This is a genomic window from Arthrobacter sp. 05T442 (genome assembly GCF_056395945.1).
This window is the reverse complement of the sequence record NZ_JBFTKM010000002.1, coordinates 63,542-82,637: the sequence shown is the minus strand read 5'-3', so window position 1 is coordinate 82,637 and position 19,096 is coordinate 63,542. Positions and strand designations below refer to the sequence as shown.

Sequence of the window (19,096 nt, the reverse complement as noted above, 5' to 3'; positions counted from 1 at the left end):
TTTTGACCCATGCGCACTCTCGTTGTGGACCACCCGCTGGTCGCCCATAAGCTCACCGTTCTGCGGGACAAGAACACCCCGTCCCCGGTCTTCCGCCAGCTCACCGAGGAGCTCGTCACGCTCCTGGCCTATGAGGCAACCCGCGATGTCCGCACCGAGCCGGTGACAATCGAGACGCCGGTCAGCACCACCATCGGCACCGCCTTCACCAAGCCCACCCCGCTGGTGGTTCCGATCCTCCGCGCCGGGCTCGGCATGCTCGAGGGCATGACCAAGCTGGTGCCCACCGCCGAGGTCGGCTTCTTGGGCATGGCCCGGGACGAAGAGACCCTGGACATCATCACCTACGCAGAGCGGCTCCCCGAGGACCTCACGGACCGCCAGATCTTCGTCCTGGACCCGATGCTGGCCACCGGCGGAACCCTGCGCGAGGCCATCAAGTTCCTCTTCAAGCGCGGCGCCTCCGACGTCACCTGCATCTGCCTGCTCGCCGCCCCCGAGGGCCTGGCCAAGCTGGAAGAAGAGCTGTCCGACGCGAACGTGACAATTGTCCTCGCGTCCATCGACGAGAAACTGAATGAGAAGTCTTACATCGTGCCCGGCCTGGGCGACGCCGGAGACCGCCTCTACGGGGTCGCGGGCTGATCCCGCCCGGCTGACCCGGCCCGGCTGACCCGGTCGTCCCACGCGCCAACGGGCCTCCGGTATCTTCCGGATCTTTCGATTCGCGGCTAGCCTGTGCACCATGGACTGGAAACTTGAACTCGTCTTCGTCCCCGTGTCCGATGTCGACCGCGCCAAGGACTTCTACGTCAACAAGGTCGGCTTCAACGCCGACTACGACGAGCGGCCCATGGAGGGCATCCGCTTCGTGCAGCTGACGCCGCCCGGTTCGGGCTGCTCGATTGCCATCGGCGAGGGCCTCAATGACGCCCCTCCCGGCACGGCCCCCAGCCTTCAGCTCGTGGTCAGCGACATCCAGGCCGCGCACAAGCAGCTCAAGGACAACGGCGTGGACGTCAGCGACGTCGACGTCCAGGACTGGGGGCACTTCCTCTATTTCGCCGATCCTGACGGCAATAAATGGGCGGTGCAGTACATCCCCGGCCGGCCCAACGGCTGATCCTGCCGGCTTGCGCGCGGCGACGGCTCCTCCCTCCGTCCGCGCCCAGTGAAGCAGGGGCATGGGGCAGGATGGGATCATGAACCTTCCATCCCGCCGCAGCGCTTCGACCCTGACCGTCCGCGCCATCCTGTTCGATATGGACGGCACGCTGGTCGATTCCACGGCCATCGTGGAGCGGGTATGGACCACCTTTGCCGGGCGCTACGGCCTGGATATCGGGGAGATCCTGCGTTCCTCCCACGGGGTCCAGGCGATGGATACGGTCCGCAGGTTTGCCCCGGCGGGTGCGGACGTCCATGCCCTGGCGGCCGAACTCGGCAAGATGGAGCTGGCCGAGACCCGCGGCATTGTCCCGGTGCCAGGCGCTCTGGAGCTGCTGGCGAGTCTCCCGCCGGACGCCGTCGCGCTGGTGACGTCCGCGTCGCGGGACCTGGCCGCGGTCCGGATGGCGGCCGCGGGGATCGGCGTCCCGGCTGTCTCGGTCACGTCCGAGGACGTTGTCCGGGGCAAACCGCACCCTGAGGGATACCTCCGGGCCGCCGCCCTGCTGGGAGTGGACCCGGCCGACGCGGTGGTGTTCGAGGACGCCCCGGCAGGCATCGCCGCGGGACTCGCCGCCGGCATCCGGACCGTGGCGGTTGGATCCAACGCCGGCGAATTGCCCCCCGGCGTGCTCCACATCCCCGACTACTCCGAGATCTCCGTGACCACGCATGTGACCGGCGCGGGCGTGCGCACCCTGTCCTTCAGCTTCTAGGGTCCGCGTGGTCTAGGACCGCACCTACCCCGCCAGCAGGTACACGGTGGTGCCGTCCATGGTCTGCGCCTTGAAATTCGACTGCACCCAGCCGGCAATCCGGACCGCGTCGTCGGACCCGGATTGGCCCTGCATCATCCGCCCGGCGATGAAGTAGTGGATCTTCCCTTCGGCCACGAGCTGCTGGAACTGCGCCAGGGTGGGGGCGGGATCCGTGCCGTTGAACCCGCCCACGGCCATGACCGGCAGCTGGGTGGCCAGCTGATAGCCGGCGGCATTGTTGGACCCCACGACGGCGGCCGCCCAGGTGTAGTTCCCGACGCCTGTTTCCAGTGCGGCCACCAGCGCTGCCGAGGGGGTGCTGGCCCCGAGCAGGCCGCCCATGCCGCCTGCCCCGCCTGCGCCGGGGCCCCGCGCGATGCCGGTCGCATTCCCGGTGGCGTTCCCCTGCCCGCCCAGGACCGCCGGGATTCCGGCGCCGCCCCGGCCGGATACTGACGGCCCGGCGCTGACAATCGAGCCGCTGTGGGCCGTCGAGGCCGTGGCGAGCGAGTACGCCAGCGGCCCGGCGAGGGACGCGGCGACGGCGACTGCCGCCGTCGTACGCCGCAAGATGCCGGACGAGGCGGGCCGGCGGACCGTGACGCCGGCCAGCACCAGGGAGCCGGCCGCGAGCGCCGCAAGGAGCGCCACCCAGGCCAGCCACGGCACGAACGCCGTGGTGCGGCCCAGCAGTTCGGAGGCCATGAACCCCGCGGCGATGATGGCGGTGGCGAGGACGGCCGCGGCGACGGGCTGGTCCCGACGCTGCCAGAGCAGGATGCCGCCCAGCCCGGCAAGCCCTGCAATCCCGGGCGCCAGGGCCACCATGTAATAGGGGTGGATGATCCCTGCCATGAAGCTGAAGGTCAGTCCGGTGACGGCCACCCAGGAGCCCCAGATGATCACGGAGGCCCGCACGGCGTCGGTGCGCGGCGCCCGGCGGCCCAGCCACAACAGGCCGCCCCCGAGCAGCAGCACCGAGGGCAGCAGCCACGCGACCTGGCCGCCGAATTCGCTGTTGAAGAGCCGGAACAGCCCCGGCGTGCCCCAGCCGTTGCCGCCGCCCACACTCCCGGTCTCGTCGCCGCTGAGCCGGCCCAGCCCGTTGTAGCCGAGCGTCAGTTCCAGGATGGAGTTGCTCTGGGAGCCGCCGATGTATGGCCGGGCGCCCGCGGGGACGAGCTCGACGGCGGCCAGCCACCACCCGGCTGCCACGGCCATCGCCGCGCCCGCACCCAGCAGGTGGAGCACGCGTTTGCCTGTTCCGGCTGGAGCGGCAAGCAGATAGGCCGCGGCGAAGCCGGGGACAACCAGCAGCACCTGCAGTTGTTTGGTCAGGAACCCGAAGCCCAGGAACACCCCCGCCAGCAGGAGCCAGCGCAGTCGTGCGTCCTGGATCGAGCGGAGCACGGCGTAGGCGGCTGCCGTCATGAGCAGCACCAAGAGGGCGTCGGGGTTGTTGAACCGGAACATGAGCACGGCCACCGGCGTCAGGGCCATGACCGCGCCGGCCAGCAGTCCTGCGCGGTGGGCGAGTCCGGCGTCAGCCGTGGCCGGAGCGGCTGCCCGGCGCACGGCCAGATAGACCAGCCAGACCGTCCCGACCCCCATGAGCGCCTGGGGCACGAGGACGCTCCATGAACTGAGTCCGAACAGCCGCACGGACAGCCCCATCACCCACAGCGAGGCAGGCGGCTTGTCCACGGTGATGGAGTTGGCGGCGTCCGAGGAGCCGAAGAACCAGGCTGTCCAGTCCTGCGATCCGGCCTGGGCCGCCGCGGAGTAGAACGCGTTGGCCCAGCCGGAGGCGCCGAGATTCCACAGGTACAGGGCGGCGGTGGCCAGGAGCAGCCCGGCCAGTTCCAGCCGCGGCCGCAACGGCTCGGACCAGGCGGCGGCACCCGCCGTGCGCGGGAGACGGCCCCCGCCCGCCGTTCGGGGCCGGAGCAGGGTGGAAGCCGGGAGGGGGCGGAGGGTGTCAGTCATGGCGGCCTAGGCTCCCAGCTTGTAGACGGTGGCGGTGCCGACCGTCTGGGCCTGGAAGTTGGCCGCGACCCACGTGGCCACCTCCGAATTGCCCCCGCGGCCGCCCGCGCCGCCCATCCCGCCCATCCCGCCGGAGATGAAGTAGCCGATTTCGCCGCGATCCACCATGGCCTGGAACTGGGCCAGCGTCGGGTAGGGGTCGCCGCCGTTCCAGCCGCCGAGCGCAATTACGCTGGTGCCCGTGGCGAGTTCCAGGCTTGCGGCCTGCGTGGCGCCGGAGACGATGGCGGACCATTTGGTCCCCGTGGACTTGAGCAGCGTGGTCAGCTCGGAGGAGGCGCTTTCGGCGCCCAGGGGACCGGCGCCGCCGCCGAACGCCCTGGCACCGGCCGCCGTCGGGCCACCCATCGCAGAGGCGGTGGGTCCGGAGGTGGGAATGGAACCGGCGTGCGGCTGGGCCGCCGTCGCCAGCGTCCAGGCGGTGCTGCCGAGGGCGCCGGCGAGCAGGGAAAGGATCACGACGCCGGCCGTGGCGGCCTTGCGGAACCGGCCGGGAAGTCCCGGGAAGTGGTCCACCCGCAGGAGCAGCGCCGCGGCGGCGAGGACGCCGAGGGCCACGGCGATCACGCGCATTCCGGGCAGCCAGGCCGGGTCACGGCCCAGGAGCACCGCGGACCAGACCGAGCTCGCCAGGACCGTGACGGCCAGGACAACCCGTGCCGGCCAGTACGCCCGGCCCCGCCACAGCTCCACGGAGCCGATGCCAACGAGGGCTCCGATTGCGGGCGCGAGGGCCACGGCATAGTACGCGTGCACCGTGCCGCTCATGAAGCTGAAGATCCCGGCGGTGACCACGAGCCAGCCACCCCACAGCAGAAGCGCCGCGCGGGTCTTCGAAGTCCGATCTTCCCGGCGGGTGAACCACAACCCGGCGACGAGCAGGACCAGGGCCGCCGGCAGCAGCCAGGAGACCTCCCCGCCGAAGCTGGCGCCAAACATCCGGGTGATCCCGGCCGTTCCGCCGAAACCGACGTTGCCGCCGGGCATCCCGCCGCCGCCCGGCATCCCGCCGCCGGAGCCGGTGATCCGGCCCAGTCCGTTGTAGCCGAACGTGAGCTCCAGGAAGCTGTTGTCCTCGGACCCGGCCATGTACGGCCGGGCCGACGCAGGGGTCAGTTGGAACAGGGCAACGTAGCTCCCGGCCACCACGGTGATCCCGGCGGCTGCGCCCAGCAGGTGCAGCAGCCGCCGGCCCAGGTTGGTGGGGGCCGCCCACAGGTAGGCAAGAGCGAGGCCGGGCACGATCAGGAAGCCCTGCAGCATCTTGCTCAGGAAGGCCAGCCCGATCACGGCGCCGGCGGCGGCGAGCCAGGCCCAGCCGGCCTTTTCGATGGCCCGCGTGGTCAGGTAGGCGGCCAGTACCAGGCACAGGGTCAGCATGGCGTCCGGGTTGTTGAAGCGGAACATGAGCGCCGCCACCGGCGTCAGCGCCAGGGCGCCCCCGGCCAGCAGGCCGGCGGCCGGCCCGGACACCCGCTTGACGGTCAGGTACAGCAGCCCGACGGCGGCCACGCCCATGAGTGCCTGCGGAATGAGCATGCTCAGTGGGGAGAAGCCGAAGATCCGTCCGGCCAGGGCAGGGATCCACAGGGCGGCCGGCGGCTTGTCGACGGTGATCGCGTTGCCTGCGTCGAGGGAGCCGAACAGCAGGGCCGTCCAGTCCTTGGTGCCGGCCTGGATGGCCGCGGCGTAGAAGGAATTGGCGTAGCCGGTGGCCTGCAGGTTCCAGAGGTAGAGCACGGCCGTGAGGACCAGCAGCACGGCGGCCGAGGGCCGCACCCAGCGCAGCTGGTTCCCGAACAGCAAGTGGTCTTGGCGGTTCCGTGGTGCTGCCGGCGGCGCGTCCGGGGTGGAGACTAGGGGCGCGGCGCTGGGGCTGATGGTGGCTGTCATCTACTTGGCCGTTTCTGTGCGGGGGCGGGAAGTGTCAGTGGTCCCGGACGTCGGGAGGGCCGTCGTAGGGGCCCGGTTGCGGAAGACCACCAGCCGGAACAGCAGGAACTTCACGGCGGTGGCGGCCAGGTTCGCCGCCGTGAGCGTGATGATCTCAAGCCAGCGGTCGGGCTGCCCGGAGGAGGCGCCGTGCACGACGGCGAGGGTCCCGGAGGTCAGCGCCAAGCCGATGCCGAACACCAGCAGGCCCTCGAAGTGGTGGCGGGCAACCTGGCTGGGGCCCTGGATGCCGAACGTGAAGCGCCGGTTGGCGGCGGTGTTGGCCACGGCGGTGGTGAGCAGCGCGAGGAAATTGGCGAGCTGCGGGTCCATGAGGCCGCGGCAGAACAGGAAGATTGCCAGGTAGGCGAGGGTTGATGCAACCCCGATGCTGCCGAAGCGGACGAGCTGGCCGAACAGGCTTCCGCCGGGGCTTTGCTCGTGGGCGCGGGAGGCTGCGGGGAGAGGGCCGCGGGCGAGGGCGGCGCGCAGTTCCGGGACGGGGATGCGGCCCGAGACGAGGTCCCGACTTAACCGCGCCATGCCGCGCAGGTCGGCCAGGGCGGTCTGGACGATGTCGACGCTGGACTGGGGATCGTCGGTCCAGTCCACGGGGACTTCGTGGACGCGCAGCCCGCACTTTTCGGCCAGCACCAGCAGTTCCGTGTCGAAGAACCACGCCTTGTCCAGGGTGTGCGGGAGGAGCTGCCTGCCCACGTCCGCCCGGATGGCTTTGAACCCGCACTGTGCGTCGCTGAAGTGGGCGCCCAGGAAGGAGTGCAACAGGAAGTTGTAGCTGCGGGAGATGAATTCCCGCTTGGGCCCGCGGACGACGCGGGAATTGCGGGTCAGGCGGGTCCCGATGGCCAGGTCCGAGTGGCCGGAAATCAGCGGCGCCAGCAGGGGACCCAGGGCCGCCAGATCGGTGGACAGGTCAACGTCCATGTAGGCCAGGACCGGTGACGGCGAGGCGAGCCACACGTTGCGCAGTGCATTTCCGCGGCCCTTTTCGGCCATGTGGACCACACGGACCTCACGGAGTTCGCGGGCGACGCGTTCTGCCGTCTTCAGCGTTCCGTCGGTGCTCGCGTTGTCCGCCACCGTGATCCGGAACGTGTGCGGGAAGGAACCAAGCAGATAGGCGTGCAGCCGGCGCAGGCACTCTTCCAGGTCCCGTTCTTCATTGAAGACCGGGATGGTCACATCCAGGACCGGTCCAGCGGTCCGGGTGTCGACGGGGGAGCGCCGGCAGCCTGCTTGAGCTGCGCGTCCGGGGGCGGCACTCGTGTCGGGTGCTCCGGCCAGGGAAAGCCTGGCCGGAGCGGCCTGTCCGGCCGGCATCGCCGTCGGATGCGGCAGGGGTCCTGGGGCCTGGTCTGTGAACGTCATGGTTCAACAGTGACGGCGTCCCATATGAGGGGTTTAGGCCAAAGCTGTGCGGTGCCTGTGGAAGTCCGCCAAGGAAAAGCCGGCAGTCCCAAGAAGCAGGCAAAAAAAGCAGCAGACCCCGGATCCTCGGATCCGGGGTCTGCTGTGAGGGGCGGGCGTTGCCTCTTCCGGCCTTAGTACCAGCTGTTGGCGTAGTGGAAGTTTAGTGCACCGCACGGGGAGCCGTAACGCTGCTTGACGTAGTTCAGGCCCCAGTTGATCTGGGTCCGGTAGTTGGTCATGTAGTCTGCGCCGGCGCTCGCCATCTTCTCGGCCGGCAGCGACTGGACCACGCCGTAGGCGCCGCTGCTAGCGTTGGTGGCGGTCGTCTTCCAGTCGGACTCCCGGGTCCAGAGCTTCATCAGGCACTGCATCTCGCTCGGGGCCCAGCCGTAGGTGCCGAGCTGGGCCGCAGCGTAGGCCTGCGCGCCGGCCGGGTCGTCGACGGCTACCGGGGGAGCCGGGGCCGGCGCAGGGGCCGCCGGGGCCGCGGGTGCCGGTGTCTCGACCGGCTTCACTTCTGCCGCCTGGGGCGCGACGTTTCCGGCGGTCGGCGCAGCCTGGGCCCCGACCCGGACCCTGTCGAAGTTCAGGTGCGTCAGCGGGTCAGCGCTGGTGGATGCCTCGGCGCTTGCCGCGCCGGCGTTCGGTCCTGGGATGTCGGCGGCCTGTCCGGCGGCGCCGACGCCGATCAGCACCGCGCAGGCCGCAGTGACAACGGCGGCCCGGCGGCCGGTGGACCCGATGTTTGAGGCGAACCGGAACAGGGGTGAAGCGGGCTTGGCCGGCTCGGCGCGGTGGCGCGACCTGGTGGAAAGGGGTTTTCGCGAGACGCCCTCAGGGCGCGTTTGTACCTTGAATTCAGTCATGATCGCCTCTCAACGCCGGCGGAGTTAGCTGTCGGGTTCGGATAAGGTCATCCGGCCGCACGGAAGATCACGTGTCGGCTTCACCCCAAGGGCGCAAGTGTGCAGAATGCCCGGGAACTCTGGGTCCCCCGCCTCTGCCTGGTCCAGCGGAATCCGGGAAGCGGCAGAGTTTAGCGTCCGTCCGGATATGCGGCACCAATGGCAGCCGCACCCCAAAAACGCTACAGCATTCGCGAGCTTAAGTCACATTTCGATAACAGGAACCGCTTCGGCGGTGCGTCGGCTTGCTACGCGAGCCCCGGCGTGGGGGCTGCGGGAAGGCGCACGGCGAACTCTGTCCGGCCCGGCCGGGACGTGACTTCGACCGTTCCTCCGTGGGCCTCCACGATCGACTGCACAATGGACAGCCCCAGCCCGGAAGTCCCTTCGGAGGTGGGTGCCGCCGTCGCGGGAGGAGCTCCGGTGCCGGACGCAGCTTGGGTCTCCGCGGTCCCGGCCGCCGGGTTTTTCCGCGCGGCATCTGCGCGTGCGAAGCGGGCGAAGACCCGGCCGATGAATTCGGGGGCGATCCCGCTGCCGTTGTCCGTCACGGTGACTACGGCACTGCCGTCTGCCGAACGCATCACGCCGGTGACCACGGTGGTCCCCGGGCCGGTGTGCTTGCGAGCATTGGACAGGAGGTTGGCGAGCACCTGGTGGAGCTGGGTCGCATCACCGCGCACCACCACGGGCTCCTCCGGGAGTTCCAGGTGCCAGACACGGTCCGGGGCCATCACCTTCTCGTCGCTGACCGTCTCGATGGCCAGCTGGGTGAGGTCGACGTCGCTGAGCTTGAGCGGCTGGCCCTCGTCCAGGCGCGCCAGCAGCAAAAGGTCCTCCACCAGGGTGGTCATGCGTTCGGACTGGCTCTGCACGCGGGCGAGCGACTTCTCGCCGTCGGGGGTGAAGTGCTCGGTCATCCTCATGAGCTCGGTGTACCCGCGGATGGCGGTGAGCGGAGTGCGTAGTTCGTGTGAGGCGTCGGCCACGAACTGGCGCACCTTCATCTCGCTTTCCTGCCGTGCCTCGAGCGCGTTGGAGACGTTGTCGAGCATCTGGTTCAGTGCGTAGCCCACGGCGCCCACTTCCGTGCCCGGATGGGCGGCCGACGCCGGGACCCGCACCGCCAGTGCCACTTCGCCGGCGTCGAGCGGGAGGCGCGAGACCTTGGTGGCCACCTCGGACAGCTGTTCGAGCGGCTTCATGTTGCGCCGGATCAGGGCTGTTCCGGCGAGGCCGATCAGCACCAGGCCGCCCGCGGACACCACCACCATGGTCCAGACCAGCGACGCCAGCGTGTTCTGTTTTTCGGCCAGCGGGAGCCCGGTGACGATCACGTCGCCATACGGTGCCTGCACGGCGGTGAGCCGGTAGGCGCCGGCGGACAGGGTGCGGTCCACGGGGATGCCGTTCGGCGTGAGTGCCAGGAGCACGTGGTCGTCGTCGGGGGAGAGGCTCCTCCGGCTGGCATCCTGGGCGAGGAAGCCGGCGCTGCTGACGGCGCCGCCCAGGATCCGGGCGTTCAGCGTGCCGACGCCCTGCCCCCGTGCCTCGAGGGGATCCGGGCGTCCGCCGGAACCGCCGGGCGAGGGCCGGCCGAACTCGCTGGAACGGTGGGACGCCTCATCGAGCTGCGTGTCGAGTTGCCGGGTGAGGAACAAATCCATGGAGGCGTAGCTGAACAGGCCGACGGCGCCGCAGATGGAGACGAGCAGGGCCATGGCGACGAGGACCAGACGGGTGCGCAGGTGCCAGGTGGACGGGTCGCGCCAGTCGCGCCCGGGGGCACGGATCTCACCGGAGAGTGTGGGCACAGATCACTCCGACGGCTTCAGCACATAGCCGGCGCCGCGCACGGTGTGGATCATCGGGGGGTGGTTGGCGTCGACCTTCTTGCGGAGGTAGGAGATATACAGTTCAACGATGTTGGCCTGTCCGCCGAAGTCGTAGTCCCAGACGCGGTCCAGGATCTGGGCTTTGCTGATCACGCGCTTGGGGTTCTCCATGAGGTAGCGCAGGAGCTCGAACTGCGTGGCGGTCAGATGCAGCTCCTGGCCCGCCCGGGTGACTTCCCGGGTGTCGACGTTGAGCACCAGGTCTCCCACCACGAGTTCCGCGGTGTCCATGGCGGCCACCCCGGACCGCTGGACCAGCCGGTGCAGGCGCAGCAGCACTTCCTCCATGCTGAACGGCTTGGTGACGTAATCGTCGCCGCCCGCGGCAAGGCCCGTGATCCGGTCCTGGACGGCGTCCTTTGCCGTCAGGAACAACGCCGGCACTTCGGGTGCGAAGGCGCGGATCCGGGTCAGGAGTTCCACGCCGTCGAACCCCGGGAGCATGACATCGAGTACCAGCACGTCAGGGCGGAACTCCTTGGCAAGCTTGACGGCTTCCGGGCCATCCGCGGCGACGGCGACGGACCAGCCGGCCATCCGCAGGCCCATGCTCATCAGTTCGGACAGGCTGGGTTCGTCGTCCACCACGAGCGCGCGGATGGGGGAGCCGTCCGGATGCGTGAGCTGGGGAAGGTTGTTGGTCATGGAGTGCGAAGTGGCCATGGGACAACTCTCCGTTCTGCCGATTTGGTGCGGCTTTGGGAACCCTGTGCGGCGCCTGTGAATCCCAGCCTAGCGAGCTGGATGGGTCTGCGGGCGCTTTTGGCCCTCTCCCGGCCCGCGCCCGGTCACAGCCCCGGCTGTCGAGCCGCACAGCACAGGCACAGGATCGCCCAGCACGCTGGATGCACAACGACCCGGGATGGAACAGCGGTCCCGCACCCAGAAGAGGAGAACACCATGAGCGGTCAGCAGCCCGGTCCTGTCCCCGAAACCACCCCCGGCGGCACGCCGGCCCCCGTGGCGACGCCGGTCAACACCCAGCACGCGGACGTATCCTTGGCGCCTGCACCTTTCGCGAACGCACAGCACGACGCCGGGCGGCCCGCACCTGCGGAAGCGCCCGGCTGGGGTGCGCCGCCCCAAAGCGCCGAAGCGCCCGGCTGGGGTGCGCCGACCCAAAGCGCCGCAGCGCCGGGCTGGGGTGCGCCGGGCGCCACTCCCGCTAAGGCCTCCACGGGCAAGCCCTGGACCCTCAAGCGGGGACTCGCCGTCGCCGGTGCCGCCGTGGTGCTGGCCGCCGGGGCCGGCGTCGGGGTGTACGCCCTTTCATCCAGTTCCGCGGCAGCCGATGGAACGACGCGCGGAGCGGCAGGAGGATTCGCCGGCCCCGGCGGCCAGGGTTCCGTGCAGGGCGGCCCGGGGTCTGCCCAGGGCGGCTTCGCCGGGGGCGGCGCGCAGGCCCAGGGCGGCCCCGGCAATGCCGCTCCCGGCGGGGCGGCCGGGATGGCGGGCGGCCTGTCCGCGGCGGTGCACGCCGAATACGTCGTCCTGCAGGGAAGCGGGTACGTCACCAAGGCCGAACAGCTGGGCATTGTGACGGACGTCAGCACGACGTCTGTCACCGTCAAAAGCAGCGACGGATTCACGCGCAGCTATGCCCTGGGCGGCGATGTGGTGGTGAGCAACCTGCAACAACGACGTCAGCAGGCCGGAGGCAGCACAGGCAGCCAGCTAAGCGTTGCCGACATTGTCGCCGGTGGCACGGTGCGGATCGTTGCGGCAAAGGACGGCTCGGACTATACGGCGGAGTCGGTCCTGGTCGTCGCGGCGACGGCAACCGGGCAGTCGAACTGAGTCCGGTCCGGACCCGCCGGGCGAACCGCCGCGCAGGCGGATCGGGCTGAGCCGAAACCACCTTTACTGCCGGGCCCTCCGGGGTCCGGCAGCATGCCCACTCCGTGGACGGCGGGAGCTCATGAATCGGGACGGGCAGTTTCTGCCGATTTCCAATACAGTGAATTATTCATAAGAGTTGCCCAGGTTTCCCGAAGAAGATTCGGGGAATGGCGCACACTGACCGGCCGGTCGGAAAAACACTTGTTATTTTATTGACACGGCAGAATTGTGATCTAAACTACATTCCTGCATTTCGTCTCACTATGTGGAACCTAGAGTCCATTGTTACTTGCAAGTTTTCATTGTTACGTTGCACACTTCAATTGTGAACAAGAACTCAACAGCACCTGCAGCCGCAGCTTCCTGGATCAGCCCACCCGCTGATACCGAGATGCGTTGTTGTCGAATGCACGCCTAACTTTTACACCCCAAGAGTTTCTAGGCATTCGCCCCCAGCCCAGAGTCGGGCGCCCCTCCCCAGTTTCATTGCGGGGAAACTAGCATTCGAGCCGCGATGACGGCCATTCACATTGAGGTAAGCAATCCATGTCAGTTGCATCCGGATACGTCCACATCTCCGTCCGTAACGCCAGCAAGGCCGGCCAGACCTCCGGGATCCGTCAGGGCTTCGGCGGCCGCCCCGCCTTTGCGCCGGGCGCACCCGCCAACAGCTTCCCGGCCCCGGGCTATGCGGCACAGGGCTACAACCCGGACTCCTACGGCCAGCTCCGGGCCGTTCCGCCGGCGCCCGCCACCGCCCCCACCCCCGTGATTGCCACGGGCAACGGCAGCCCGGTCCGTCCGGTCGCCAGCGACAACGTCGCCCGCGGCTTCGTCCTGTACATGGGTATCGACGAGGAAACCGCGGCGGCTGCCGGCACCTCCATCGCCAAGCTTGCCCAGGAGATCCGTGCCTACGCGCAGTCCCTCGTTGCGGGTGCGGAAAGCTACGCTGCCGTCGCCGTAGCGCCGGCCAGCACCCCGGGTTCCGCCCTCGACGTCGTCCGCTCCACCTTCGGCGACCCCACTGCCGGTGCCCGGCAGCGCGCGGAGACCGCCCGTCTCCAGCAGCCGCAGGACCCGCGTCCGTCCGGCGTGCTCATCGACCTGGCCCGCCGCGAAGTGGCGCTCGACGGCGAATCGCTGAACCTGACTTTCAAGGAATTCGAGCTCCTGAACTACCTTGTCGAGAACGGCACCCGCACCGTCGGCCGCGACGAACTCCTCGAGGGCCTGTGGCGCAACGCCGAAGAGGTGCCGAACGAGCGCACCATCGACGTCCACATCCGCCGCCTGCGCTCCAAGCTCGGGCGCCTTGCCAACACCGTGCGTACCGTCCGCGGCCAGGGCTACCGCTTCTACGAGCACCCCGAGGTTGTTGTCTGGGCCGCTCCGGAATACTCCATCTAGCGTCCGGCCCACGCAAAGCGTCCGTCCCTGTCGCAGGGGCGGGCGCTTTTGCCTTGTCCGGAAGCTCAAGCGGCTTTCCGGCGCGCGGCCACATTCCCGCCGCGACGGACGCGGTGGGTGGACTGCCTGGGCAGCATGTGTCTCCGCGGCTGCGGTTGCCCGGCACGTCATGCTGGAAGTGACGTTTGTCCTGGCGGACTGAGCGCCCGGCGGCCGCGCGCTCACGGTGACAGCCCCCGCACTAGGATTGGCTCATGAGCGCCCATCACATCAAACGACTGGTGATCATGAGGCACGCCAAGGCCGACTGGCCGGGCGGCGTCGCCGACCACGACAGGCCGCTGGAAGAGCGCGGACACAGGGACGCCCCTGTCGCCGGCAAGTGGCTGCTCAAGCACGGCGTGGTTCCGGACTTCATCCTCTGCTCCAGCGCGCTCCGCACGCGGCAGACCTGCGTCTGGGTGTGCAACGAACTCGGTGACAAGGCTCCGACGCCGAAGCTTGAGGACGGCCTCTACGGCGCCTCGGCGCTGCGGATGTTGTCGGTCATCAACCACGTTCCGGACACCGTGACCACGCTCATGGTGATCTCCCACATGCCCGGGGTGCAGGACCTCGTCATGCACCTGGCCTCTCGGGATTCCGACCACGACGCATACATGGACGCGGCCAGCCGCTATCCCACCAGCGGCCTGACCGTGCTTGAAACAACGAAGTCCTGGGCCGAGCTGGACGGGCAGGATGCCCGGCTCACGCACTTCAAGGTTCCCCGGTCCAAATAGCGGCCCGGTTGTGCGGAGCTGCGGAGCCGGAAGCCATGGCGACGCGCCCCGTTCTGCGGTTTACTGATCCTGTTCGCTCATATGGTTTTTTGAGCGAGGGAATTCGACCCGGAGAAAAGGTGGATCATCGTGGATTCAGGGCAGCTCATAGGAATTATCGTCGCCATCGTCGTGGTCTTGGCGATCGTCGTGGTCGCCGTCTTCCTCAGCCGCAAACGCAAGGTGGCCGCCGACCGGAACCGGGCTGCCGAGATGCGCGAGGCGGCCAAGGCCGACGAGTTCTCCGCCAGGGAGCGCGAGGCCAAAGCGGCCCGTGCTGAGGCTGATGCCAAGGAAGCCGAACTCGAGGCCGAACGTCTGCGCAAAGACGCCCGCGGCCGTCAGGAGGAGGCGGAGCGCGTCCGCGCCGGAGCCCAGGAACAGCTGCGGAAGGCTGACGAGGTGGACCCGGATGTCGTCACCTCGGACCGCGGCGACGCTGCGGGGCGAGGCGAGACCCCCAATGAAGAAGTGCCCAGGGAGGAAACGTCCACGGAAGGGGCGCCCGGGGAACTGCGCCGGGACCGCGCCGCACGGGACCAGGCCGCCGGCGAGGACCGCACCCACGGACCGGGCAGCCAAAGCGACGATCGCGCCAGGGACGCGTCCGCCGGGGATGATCCCACCACGGGTAACCGGCCCCGGAACCTCTAAGGGCCGGACCCGCCCCGCGCCGGCGGCGTGATGCTGTGCGGTGCGGGGCTCAGCGGCGGGGCGTCGACCTGGCTGCCGGCCGGGCGGGTGACTTTGCCGGGGATTTCGCCGGAGACGCGGCCGCCGGCTTGGCGCCGGATCCGCCCCTCGAGGCTGTCGCAGGACGCTGGCCCGCGGCGGAGGATGGGGGTTTCGTGGCCGGCCGGGGCGCGGACCGCGGAGTTGCCGGCCGCCCGGCGGCACCGCCCGCCGTCGGACGCCCGGCGGATGCCCTGGTCGGCGCGGTCCGGGGTGCCGCACTCTTCGCCCGGTCCCTTGAGGCCGCCGGAGGGCGCCGCGCTGCGGCACCGGGCGGGCGGGTGCCGCGGAACCTGCCGGGCACGACGGTTCCAGCGAACAGGAGCAGCAGGGTCCCCGCGCCGGCGGCCGCTGCCAGATAGAAGTACAAATCCGGGTGCTCGGTATCGACCCGGGTGGACAAGGCGTCGGGATCCGGATTGAAGGCGAGCCCCCACTGCCGCAGGAAGGCGATGCCAAAGGCGATAAACAGGATGCTGCCGACGCCGCTCGCGGCCAGGGTCTTGTGCCGCCGCCGGATCAGCACCTCCGCAACGCAGGCGATGTAGGCCAGGGCAGCGGCGCCCATGAGCCACAACCCCACCGTCTCGTTGAGGGTGATCGCGGTGAGCACCAGCAGTGCCAGGGCAGCGAGCATCGCTCCGATGGCAGTCTTGCCGCTGTTACCCATGTGGCGCATGTGAACAATCATCCCTGAGTGAGGCTACTTCACGACGTAGCCGCGCATGGAAGCCATGATCGCGGCGACGCTCTGCTGCCGGGTCCGCTCCGGATTGTACGTCTGGCGGTCCAGGCCCACCACGAAGCAGGCCCCGAAGATGGCGGTTTCCAGGCTGCCCCGGGAGACCTCGGGGTCCACGGGGTAGGCGGCCGCCACGGCGTCGATCGCGGCACCGATGACCGCGAGCAGCAAGGCGCGGAGCTCGGCAAAGGTGTCCTGCCACTCGCTTGGTGTCCGCCAGTTCTCACTGACCCACAGCCGGGCAAAGGACGGATACTCGGCCATGAAGTCCATGGCCTGGCCGACCATCTCATCCATGGCGGCCAGGGGATCGGCGGATGGGTCCCGGACGCTCAGGAGACGGGCCAGGAGAATTTCCACGCCGTGGCGCAGGAGCTGGGCAATCAGATCCGATTTGCTCCCGAAGTTGTAATACACCGTGCCCTTGGACACGCCCGCGGCCGCTGCTATCTCATCGACCGTCACCCCGGCGGCACCCCGCTCGCCGATCAGCTCCATGGACGCCTCGAACAGTTTTTGTTTCGTGGCGTTGGTGCGGCCGGGCCGGAGCTTCTTTTCCGCCTCGCCGGAGCCGGCCGGGCTGCTGGTGGTCATACGGCGATCTCCGGTTTCAGCGACTTGAGGGTCCAGAACTTGTTCTTGCGTACGGCAACGGTTGACATTGCCAGTCCCAGCAAAGTGTAGCCAACCAGCCCCACCATGGTGGGCAGGATGATGGAGAGCTCGGCACCGTAGATCAGGTGCCGCATACCGCTGACCACATAGCCCATCGGAAGGAGCTGGTGCACCACATGCAGGGGCTCCGGCGTGGTCTGCCACGGGAAGGTGCCGCCGGAGGACACCAGCTGCAGCACGAGCAGGATGAGCACCACCAGCTTGCCGGGGGATCCGAGCAACGCCACCACGCCCTGGATGATCGCGCTAAAGGCCATGGCGGCGGCGAGCATCAGGAACCACATCAGGACGGGGTGGGCGGGGTTGAGCCCCAGCCCGACGTCCACGACGAGCGTGAGCAGGCTTGCCTGGACGGCCGCGACGGCCAGGAACGGAAGCCAGCCTCCGGCGGCGATCTTCCACGCCGGCGCATTTGAGGCCAGGGCGCGCTGCGTGACCGGGCGCATCGCCTGGACCAGCATGAACACGCCGATCCAGAGGGCGAGGGTGAGGAAGAACGGTGCCAGTCCCGCGCCGTAGGATCCGGCCTTGGCCTGCGACACGTTGCTGACGGTGACCGGGTCTGCCATGACCTTGGAGAGGCTGTCCTTCTGTGCGTCGTCCGGGTTCGGGACCTTGCCGGCGCCCTTGGCCAGTTCGGTGGCAAGGGTTCCGGCGCCGTCGGACGCCGTGGCCGCACCGCCCTCCAGCCGGGCCGCGCCGTCGTCGAGTTTTTGCGCGCCCTCGGAGAGCTTGCCGGCGCCGTCGAACGCGTTCTGCTGCCCGGCGGCGAGTGCCGCGGCTCCGCCGGCAAGCTGCCCGGCGCCGGTGGAAGCCTGGCTGACGGCGTCACCGAGGGCGGGTGCCGCGCCTGCCAGTTTCGAGGCACCGGCGCTCACGGCCGCGGAACCGTCCGCCAGTTGCTGGACGCGGGCGGCCGCCGCCTGGAACTTCGCGGCGGAGGCTGAAGCAGGCGGCGCGGCAGTGGCGTCGAACCCGGCCACCACCTGGTCCGCCTGCGCCTGGCTGATGACGCCGCTGGTGACGAGTTGGCTGGTGGACGCCACCACCCGGCCCCGCTGGGCCTGTGCCGTCGCCTGTTCCGCAGCGCCGAGCTGCCCGGCGATGCCTTGCACCTGGGCGTTCAGGGCGGCGTTGCCGGCGGCCACCTGGGCGGCGCCGTCGGCCAACCGCCGCGTGTCGGCAGGCAGCGTGGCCGTCTTGTCCTTGAGTTGCGCCAGGCCGCCGCTGAGCTGGGCCGCTCCGGCGTTGAGTGTGTTGGCGCCGTCCCGGAGGCGGAGCTGTCCGCTGTACAGCTCCGCGGCGCCGCTCTTGAGCTCGCCGGTGCCCTGGTGCAGGGCCACCGCTCCGTCGTGCAGCGTGGCGACGCCGTCGGCCAGCTGCCCGGCGGCGTCGGAGGCCTTGAGCATCTGGGCGTGGATGGTGCCGAACCCGGTGAGGAGCTGGTTGGCGGTTCCCTCGCCCACCTCCTTGGCGACCGTGGAGTGCACGGACGTGGTGAGCTTGTCCACGATGGTGCTCAGGAGGTAGTTGTTGGCGTCATTGGTGGTGACGTTAAGCGTGGCCCGGTGGGCGGCGTCGAAACTGCCGGGGGACACCAGGTTCGCGGAGAAGTCCTGGGGGATCTTCAGGGCAAAGGCATACTTGCCGCTGCTCACGCCCTGGTCCGCTTCCTGGGCGCTGGAGACGGTCTGCCAGTTGAAGTTGTGGGCGTCCACGAGGCTCTCGGCGACCTTCCGGCCGGCCTCCAGCCGGGTGCCGTCGGCCGACGAGGCGCCCGCGTCCTCGACTACCAGGGCGGCGTCGATCTGGTTCAGCTTCCCGTACGGATCCCAGTTGGCGTAGAGGTAAACGGCGCCGTAGAGCAGCGGAACCATGGCCAGGGCCAGGATGGTCAGCTTGGGCAGGAGGCCGCCCGTCATGCGCTTGAGTTCGGAGCGGGCCAGCCGCAGGACAGTCACTGTGCATCCCCTGATTCGGAATCGGGCGTTTCGGGCAGGACGTCCCCGTCGGGTGACGGCACGGCGTTGCCGATGACGGCGGCGGGGCCGCTCCAGCCCTCCGGGACGCGGGTGACGGTGGCGACGACGGCGAGTGGCCGCCCGGCGTCGTACGCCAGTTCAGTAAGGCGCGGCAACCAGTCGGCCGGATCTGCGCTGTGCCGGTCGGGAGAGTCGACGACGAGGAGCTCGGTATGCGGATCGGCAAGGGCGAGGGCCGTCAGCAGCTCCAGCCGCCTGCCCGCCGGAAGCTGTTCGGTCCAAAGGCCGGCGATGTCCGCAAAGCCGCTGGCCTCGAGCCAGGGTGCGCTGCGCAGAGGACCACGGTAACGGCGAGGGATGAGGGCCAGGTCTTCGGTGACGAGGTCGCGGACGCTCAGGTGCTGTTCGGGTTCGTTGACCCCGGGGGCGTCCACCACGGCGCTCGCCTGCCGGAGGGTCTTGATTCCTGCCGCGCCATCCCATTCGAGGCCGCCCGCGGAAGGCTTCATCCGCCCGCTCAGGGTCAGGGCGAGGGCGGTGCGCTGGTCCTGCCGGGGTCCTTCAACCAGGAGGAGCGTGCCTCGGTCGGCCTGCACGGTGGTGGGCGGGAGCAGGTCGTCCCGCCGGCCGTTCACGGAGAGTTCTTGTGCGCGGAGCAAAGCGTGCCTTTCGCAGGAATGATGTCTGCTTCAAGGCTAACTAAACTGACCGGTCAGTTCAAATACAATTCGTCCGATGTGATGAACCAGACGGACTGTGGG

Annotated in this window: 17 protein-coding genes and 1 riboswitch; of the genes, 7 read left to right on the top strand and 10 right to left on the bottom strand. The window is 69.3% G+C overall.

Annotation, left to right across the window (positions count from 1 at the left end):
* Positions 1-9: 9 nt before the first annotated feature.
* The 3 genes from upp (at position 10) to AC1DES_RS03470 (ending at position 1,883) form a co-directional block, all read left to right on the top strand.
* On the top strand, positions 10-645 hold the full coding sequence (upp, locus tag AC1DES_RS03480; protein WP_120954329.1) for a uracil phosphoribosyltransferase: 636 nt from the start codon (positions 10-12) through the stop codon (positions 643-645).
* A 100-nt stretch (positions 646-745) separates the two neighbouring features.
* The gene (locus AC1DES_RS03475; protein ID WP_476894289.1) at positions 746-1,123 is read left to right on the top strand and encodes a VOC family protein; all 378 of its coding nucleotides are present in this window, start codon (positions 746-748) and stop codon (positions 1,121-1,123) included.
* Between the two features lie 79 nt (positions 1,124-1,202).
* Positions 1,203-1,883 (top strand): HAD-IA family hydrolase, encoded by a 681-nt coding sequence (locus AC1DES_RS03470; protein ID WP_476894288.1) that lies wholly within the window; start codon positions 1,203-1,205, stop codon positions 1,881-1,883.
* A 24-nt stretch (positions 1,884-1,907) separates the two neighbouring features.
* Here AC1DES_RS03470 and AC1DES_RS03465 read toward each other — a convergent pair whose 3' ends face one another.
* From AC1DES_RS03465 to AC1DES_RS03440, 6 genes are all read right to left on the bottom strand, one after another.
* Entirely contained in the window at positions 1,908-3,911 is a 2,004-nt protein-coding gene (locus AC1DES_RS03465) for an ArnT family glycosyltransferase (protein ID WP_476894287.1), read from the bottom strand.
* A gap of 6 nt (positions 3,912-3,917) precedes the next feature.
* Entirely contained in the window at positions 3,918-5,864 is a 1,947-nt protein-coding gene (locus AC1DES_RS03460) for a glycosyltransferase family 39 protein (protein WP_476894286.1), read from the bottom strand.
* Positions 5,865-7,292 (bottom strand): bifunctional glycosyltransferase family 2/GtrA family protein, encoded by a 1,428-nt coding sequence (locus AC1DES_RS03455; protein ID WP_476894285.1) that lies wholly within the window; start codon positions 7,290-7,292, stop codon positions 5,865-5,867.
* 173 nt (positions 7,293-7,465) lie between these two features.
* Entirely contained in the window at positions 7,466-8,200 is a 735-nt protein-coding gene (locus AC1DES_RS03450; RefSeq protein ID WP_476894284.1) for an aggregation-promoting factor C-terminal-like domain-containing protein, read from the bottom strand.
* Positions 8,199-8,359: riboswitch (cyclic di-AMP (ydaO/yuaA leader) on the bottom strand. Its footprint overlaps the gene before it by 2 nt.
* Before the next feature lie 128 nt (positions 8,360-8,487).
* Positions 8,488-10,053, bottom strand: a complete 1,566-nt coding sequence (locus AC1DES_RS03445; protein ID WP_476894283.1) for a HAMP domain-containing sensor histidine kinase — start codon at positions 10,051-10,053, stop codon at positions 8,488-8,490.
* 3 nt (positions 10,054-10,056) lie between these two features.
* A complete protein-coding gene (locus AC1DES_RS03440; protein ID WP_476894282.1) occupies positions 10,057-10,797 on the bottom strand; it encodes a response regulator transcription factor in 741 nt (246 codons plus the stop codon).
* A 237-nt stretch (positions 10,798-11,034) separates the two neighbouring features.
* On the opposite strand from AC1DES_RS03440, the gene AC1DES_RS03435 reads away from it, so the two are divergent.
* The 4 genes from AC1DES_RS03435 (at position 11,035) to AC1DES_RS03420 (ending at position 14,858) form a co-directional block, all read left to right on the top strand.
* Positions 11,035-11,931, top strand: a complete 897-nt coding sequence (locus AC1DES_RS03435) for a hypothetical protein (protein ID WP_476894281.1) — start codon at positions 11,035-11,037, stop codon at positions 11,929-11,931.
* A gap of 588 nt (positions 11,932-12,519) precedes the next feature.
* Positions 12,520-13,383 carry a winged helix-turn-helix domain-containing protein gene (locus AC1DES_RS03430; protein WP_476894280.1) on the top strand — a complete coding sequence of 288 codons (864 nt, stop codon included), beginning with the start codon at positions 12,520-12,522 and terminating at the stop codon, positions 13,381-13,383.
* A gap of 254 nt (positions 13,384-13,637) precedes the next feature.
* Positions 13,638-14,165 carry a SixA phosphatase family protein gene (locus AC1DES_RS03425; RefSeq protein ID WP_476894279.1) on the top strand — a complete coding sequence of 176 codons (528 nt, stop codon included), beginning with the start codon at positions 13,638-13,640 and terminating at the stop codon, positions 14,163-14,165.
* A 129-nt stretch (positions 14,166-14,294) separates the two neighbouring features.
* Entirely contained in the window at positions 14,295-14,858 is a 564-nt protein-coding gene (locus tag AC1DES_RS03420) for a hypothetical protein (RefSeq protein ID WP_476894278.1), read from the top strand.
* A 49-nt stretch (positions 14,859-14,907) separates the two neighbouring features.
* On the opposite strand, the gene AC1DES_RS03415 is transcribed toward AC1DES_RS03420, so the two are convergent.
* From AC1DES_RS03415 to AC1DES_RS03400, 4 genes are read right to left on the bottom strand one after another with little or no spacing between them, the layout of a single operon-like run.
* Complete coding sequence (locus tag AC1DES_RS03415) at positions 14,908-15,615, bottom strand: hypothetical protein (RefSeq protein ID WP_476894277.1); 708 nt, start codon at positions 15,613-15,615, stop codon at positions 14,908-14,910.
* Positions 15,616-15,639: 24 nt separating this feature from the next.
* Positions 15,640-16,272 (bottom strand): TetR/AcrR family transcriptional regulator, encoded by a 633-nt coding sequence (locus AC1DES_RS03410; protein ID WP_476894276.1) that lies wholly within the window; start codon positions 16,270-16,272, stop codon positions 15,640-15,642.
* The gene (locus AC1DES_RS03405) at positions 16,269-18,314 is read right to left on the bottom strand and encodes a YhgE/Pip family protein (RefSeq protein ID WP_476894275.1); all 2,046 of its coding nucleotides are present in this window, start codon (positions 18,312-18,314) and stop codon (positions 16,269-16,271) included. Before AC1DES_RS03405 ends, AC1DES_RS03410 begins: the two co-directional genes overlap by 4 nt.
* A complete protein-coding gene (locus AC1DES_RS03400) occupies positions 18,311-18,994 on the bottom strand; it encodes an ABC transporter ATP-binding protein (protein ID WP_476894274.1) in 684 nt (227 codons plus the stop codon). Before AC1DES_RS03400 ends, AC1DES_RS03405 begins: the two co-directional genes overlap by 4 nt.
* Positions 18,995-19,096 lie beyond the last annotated feature (102 nt).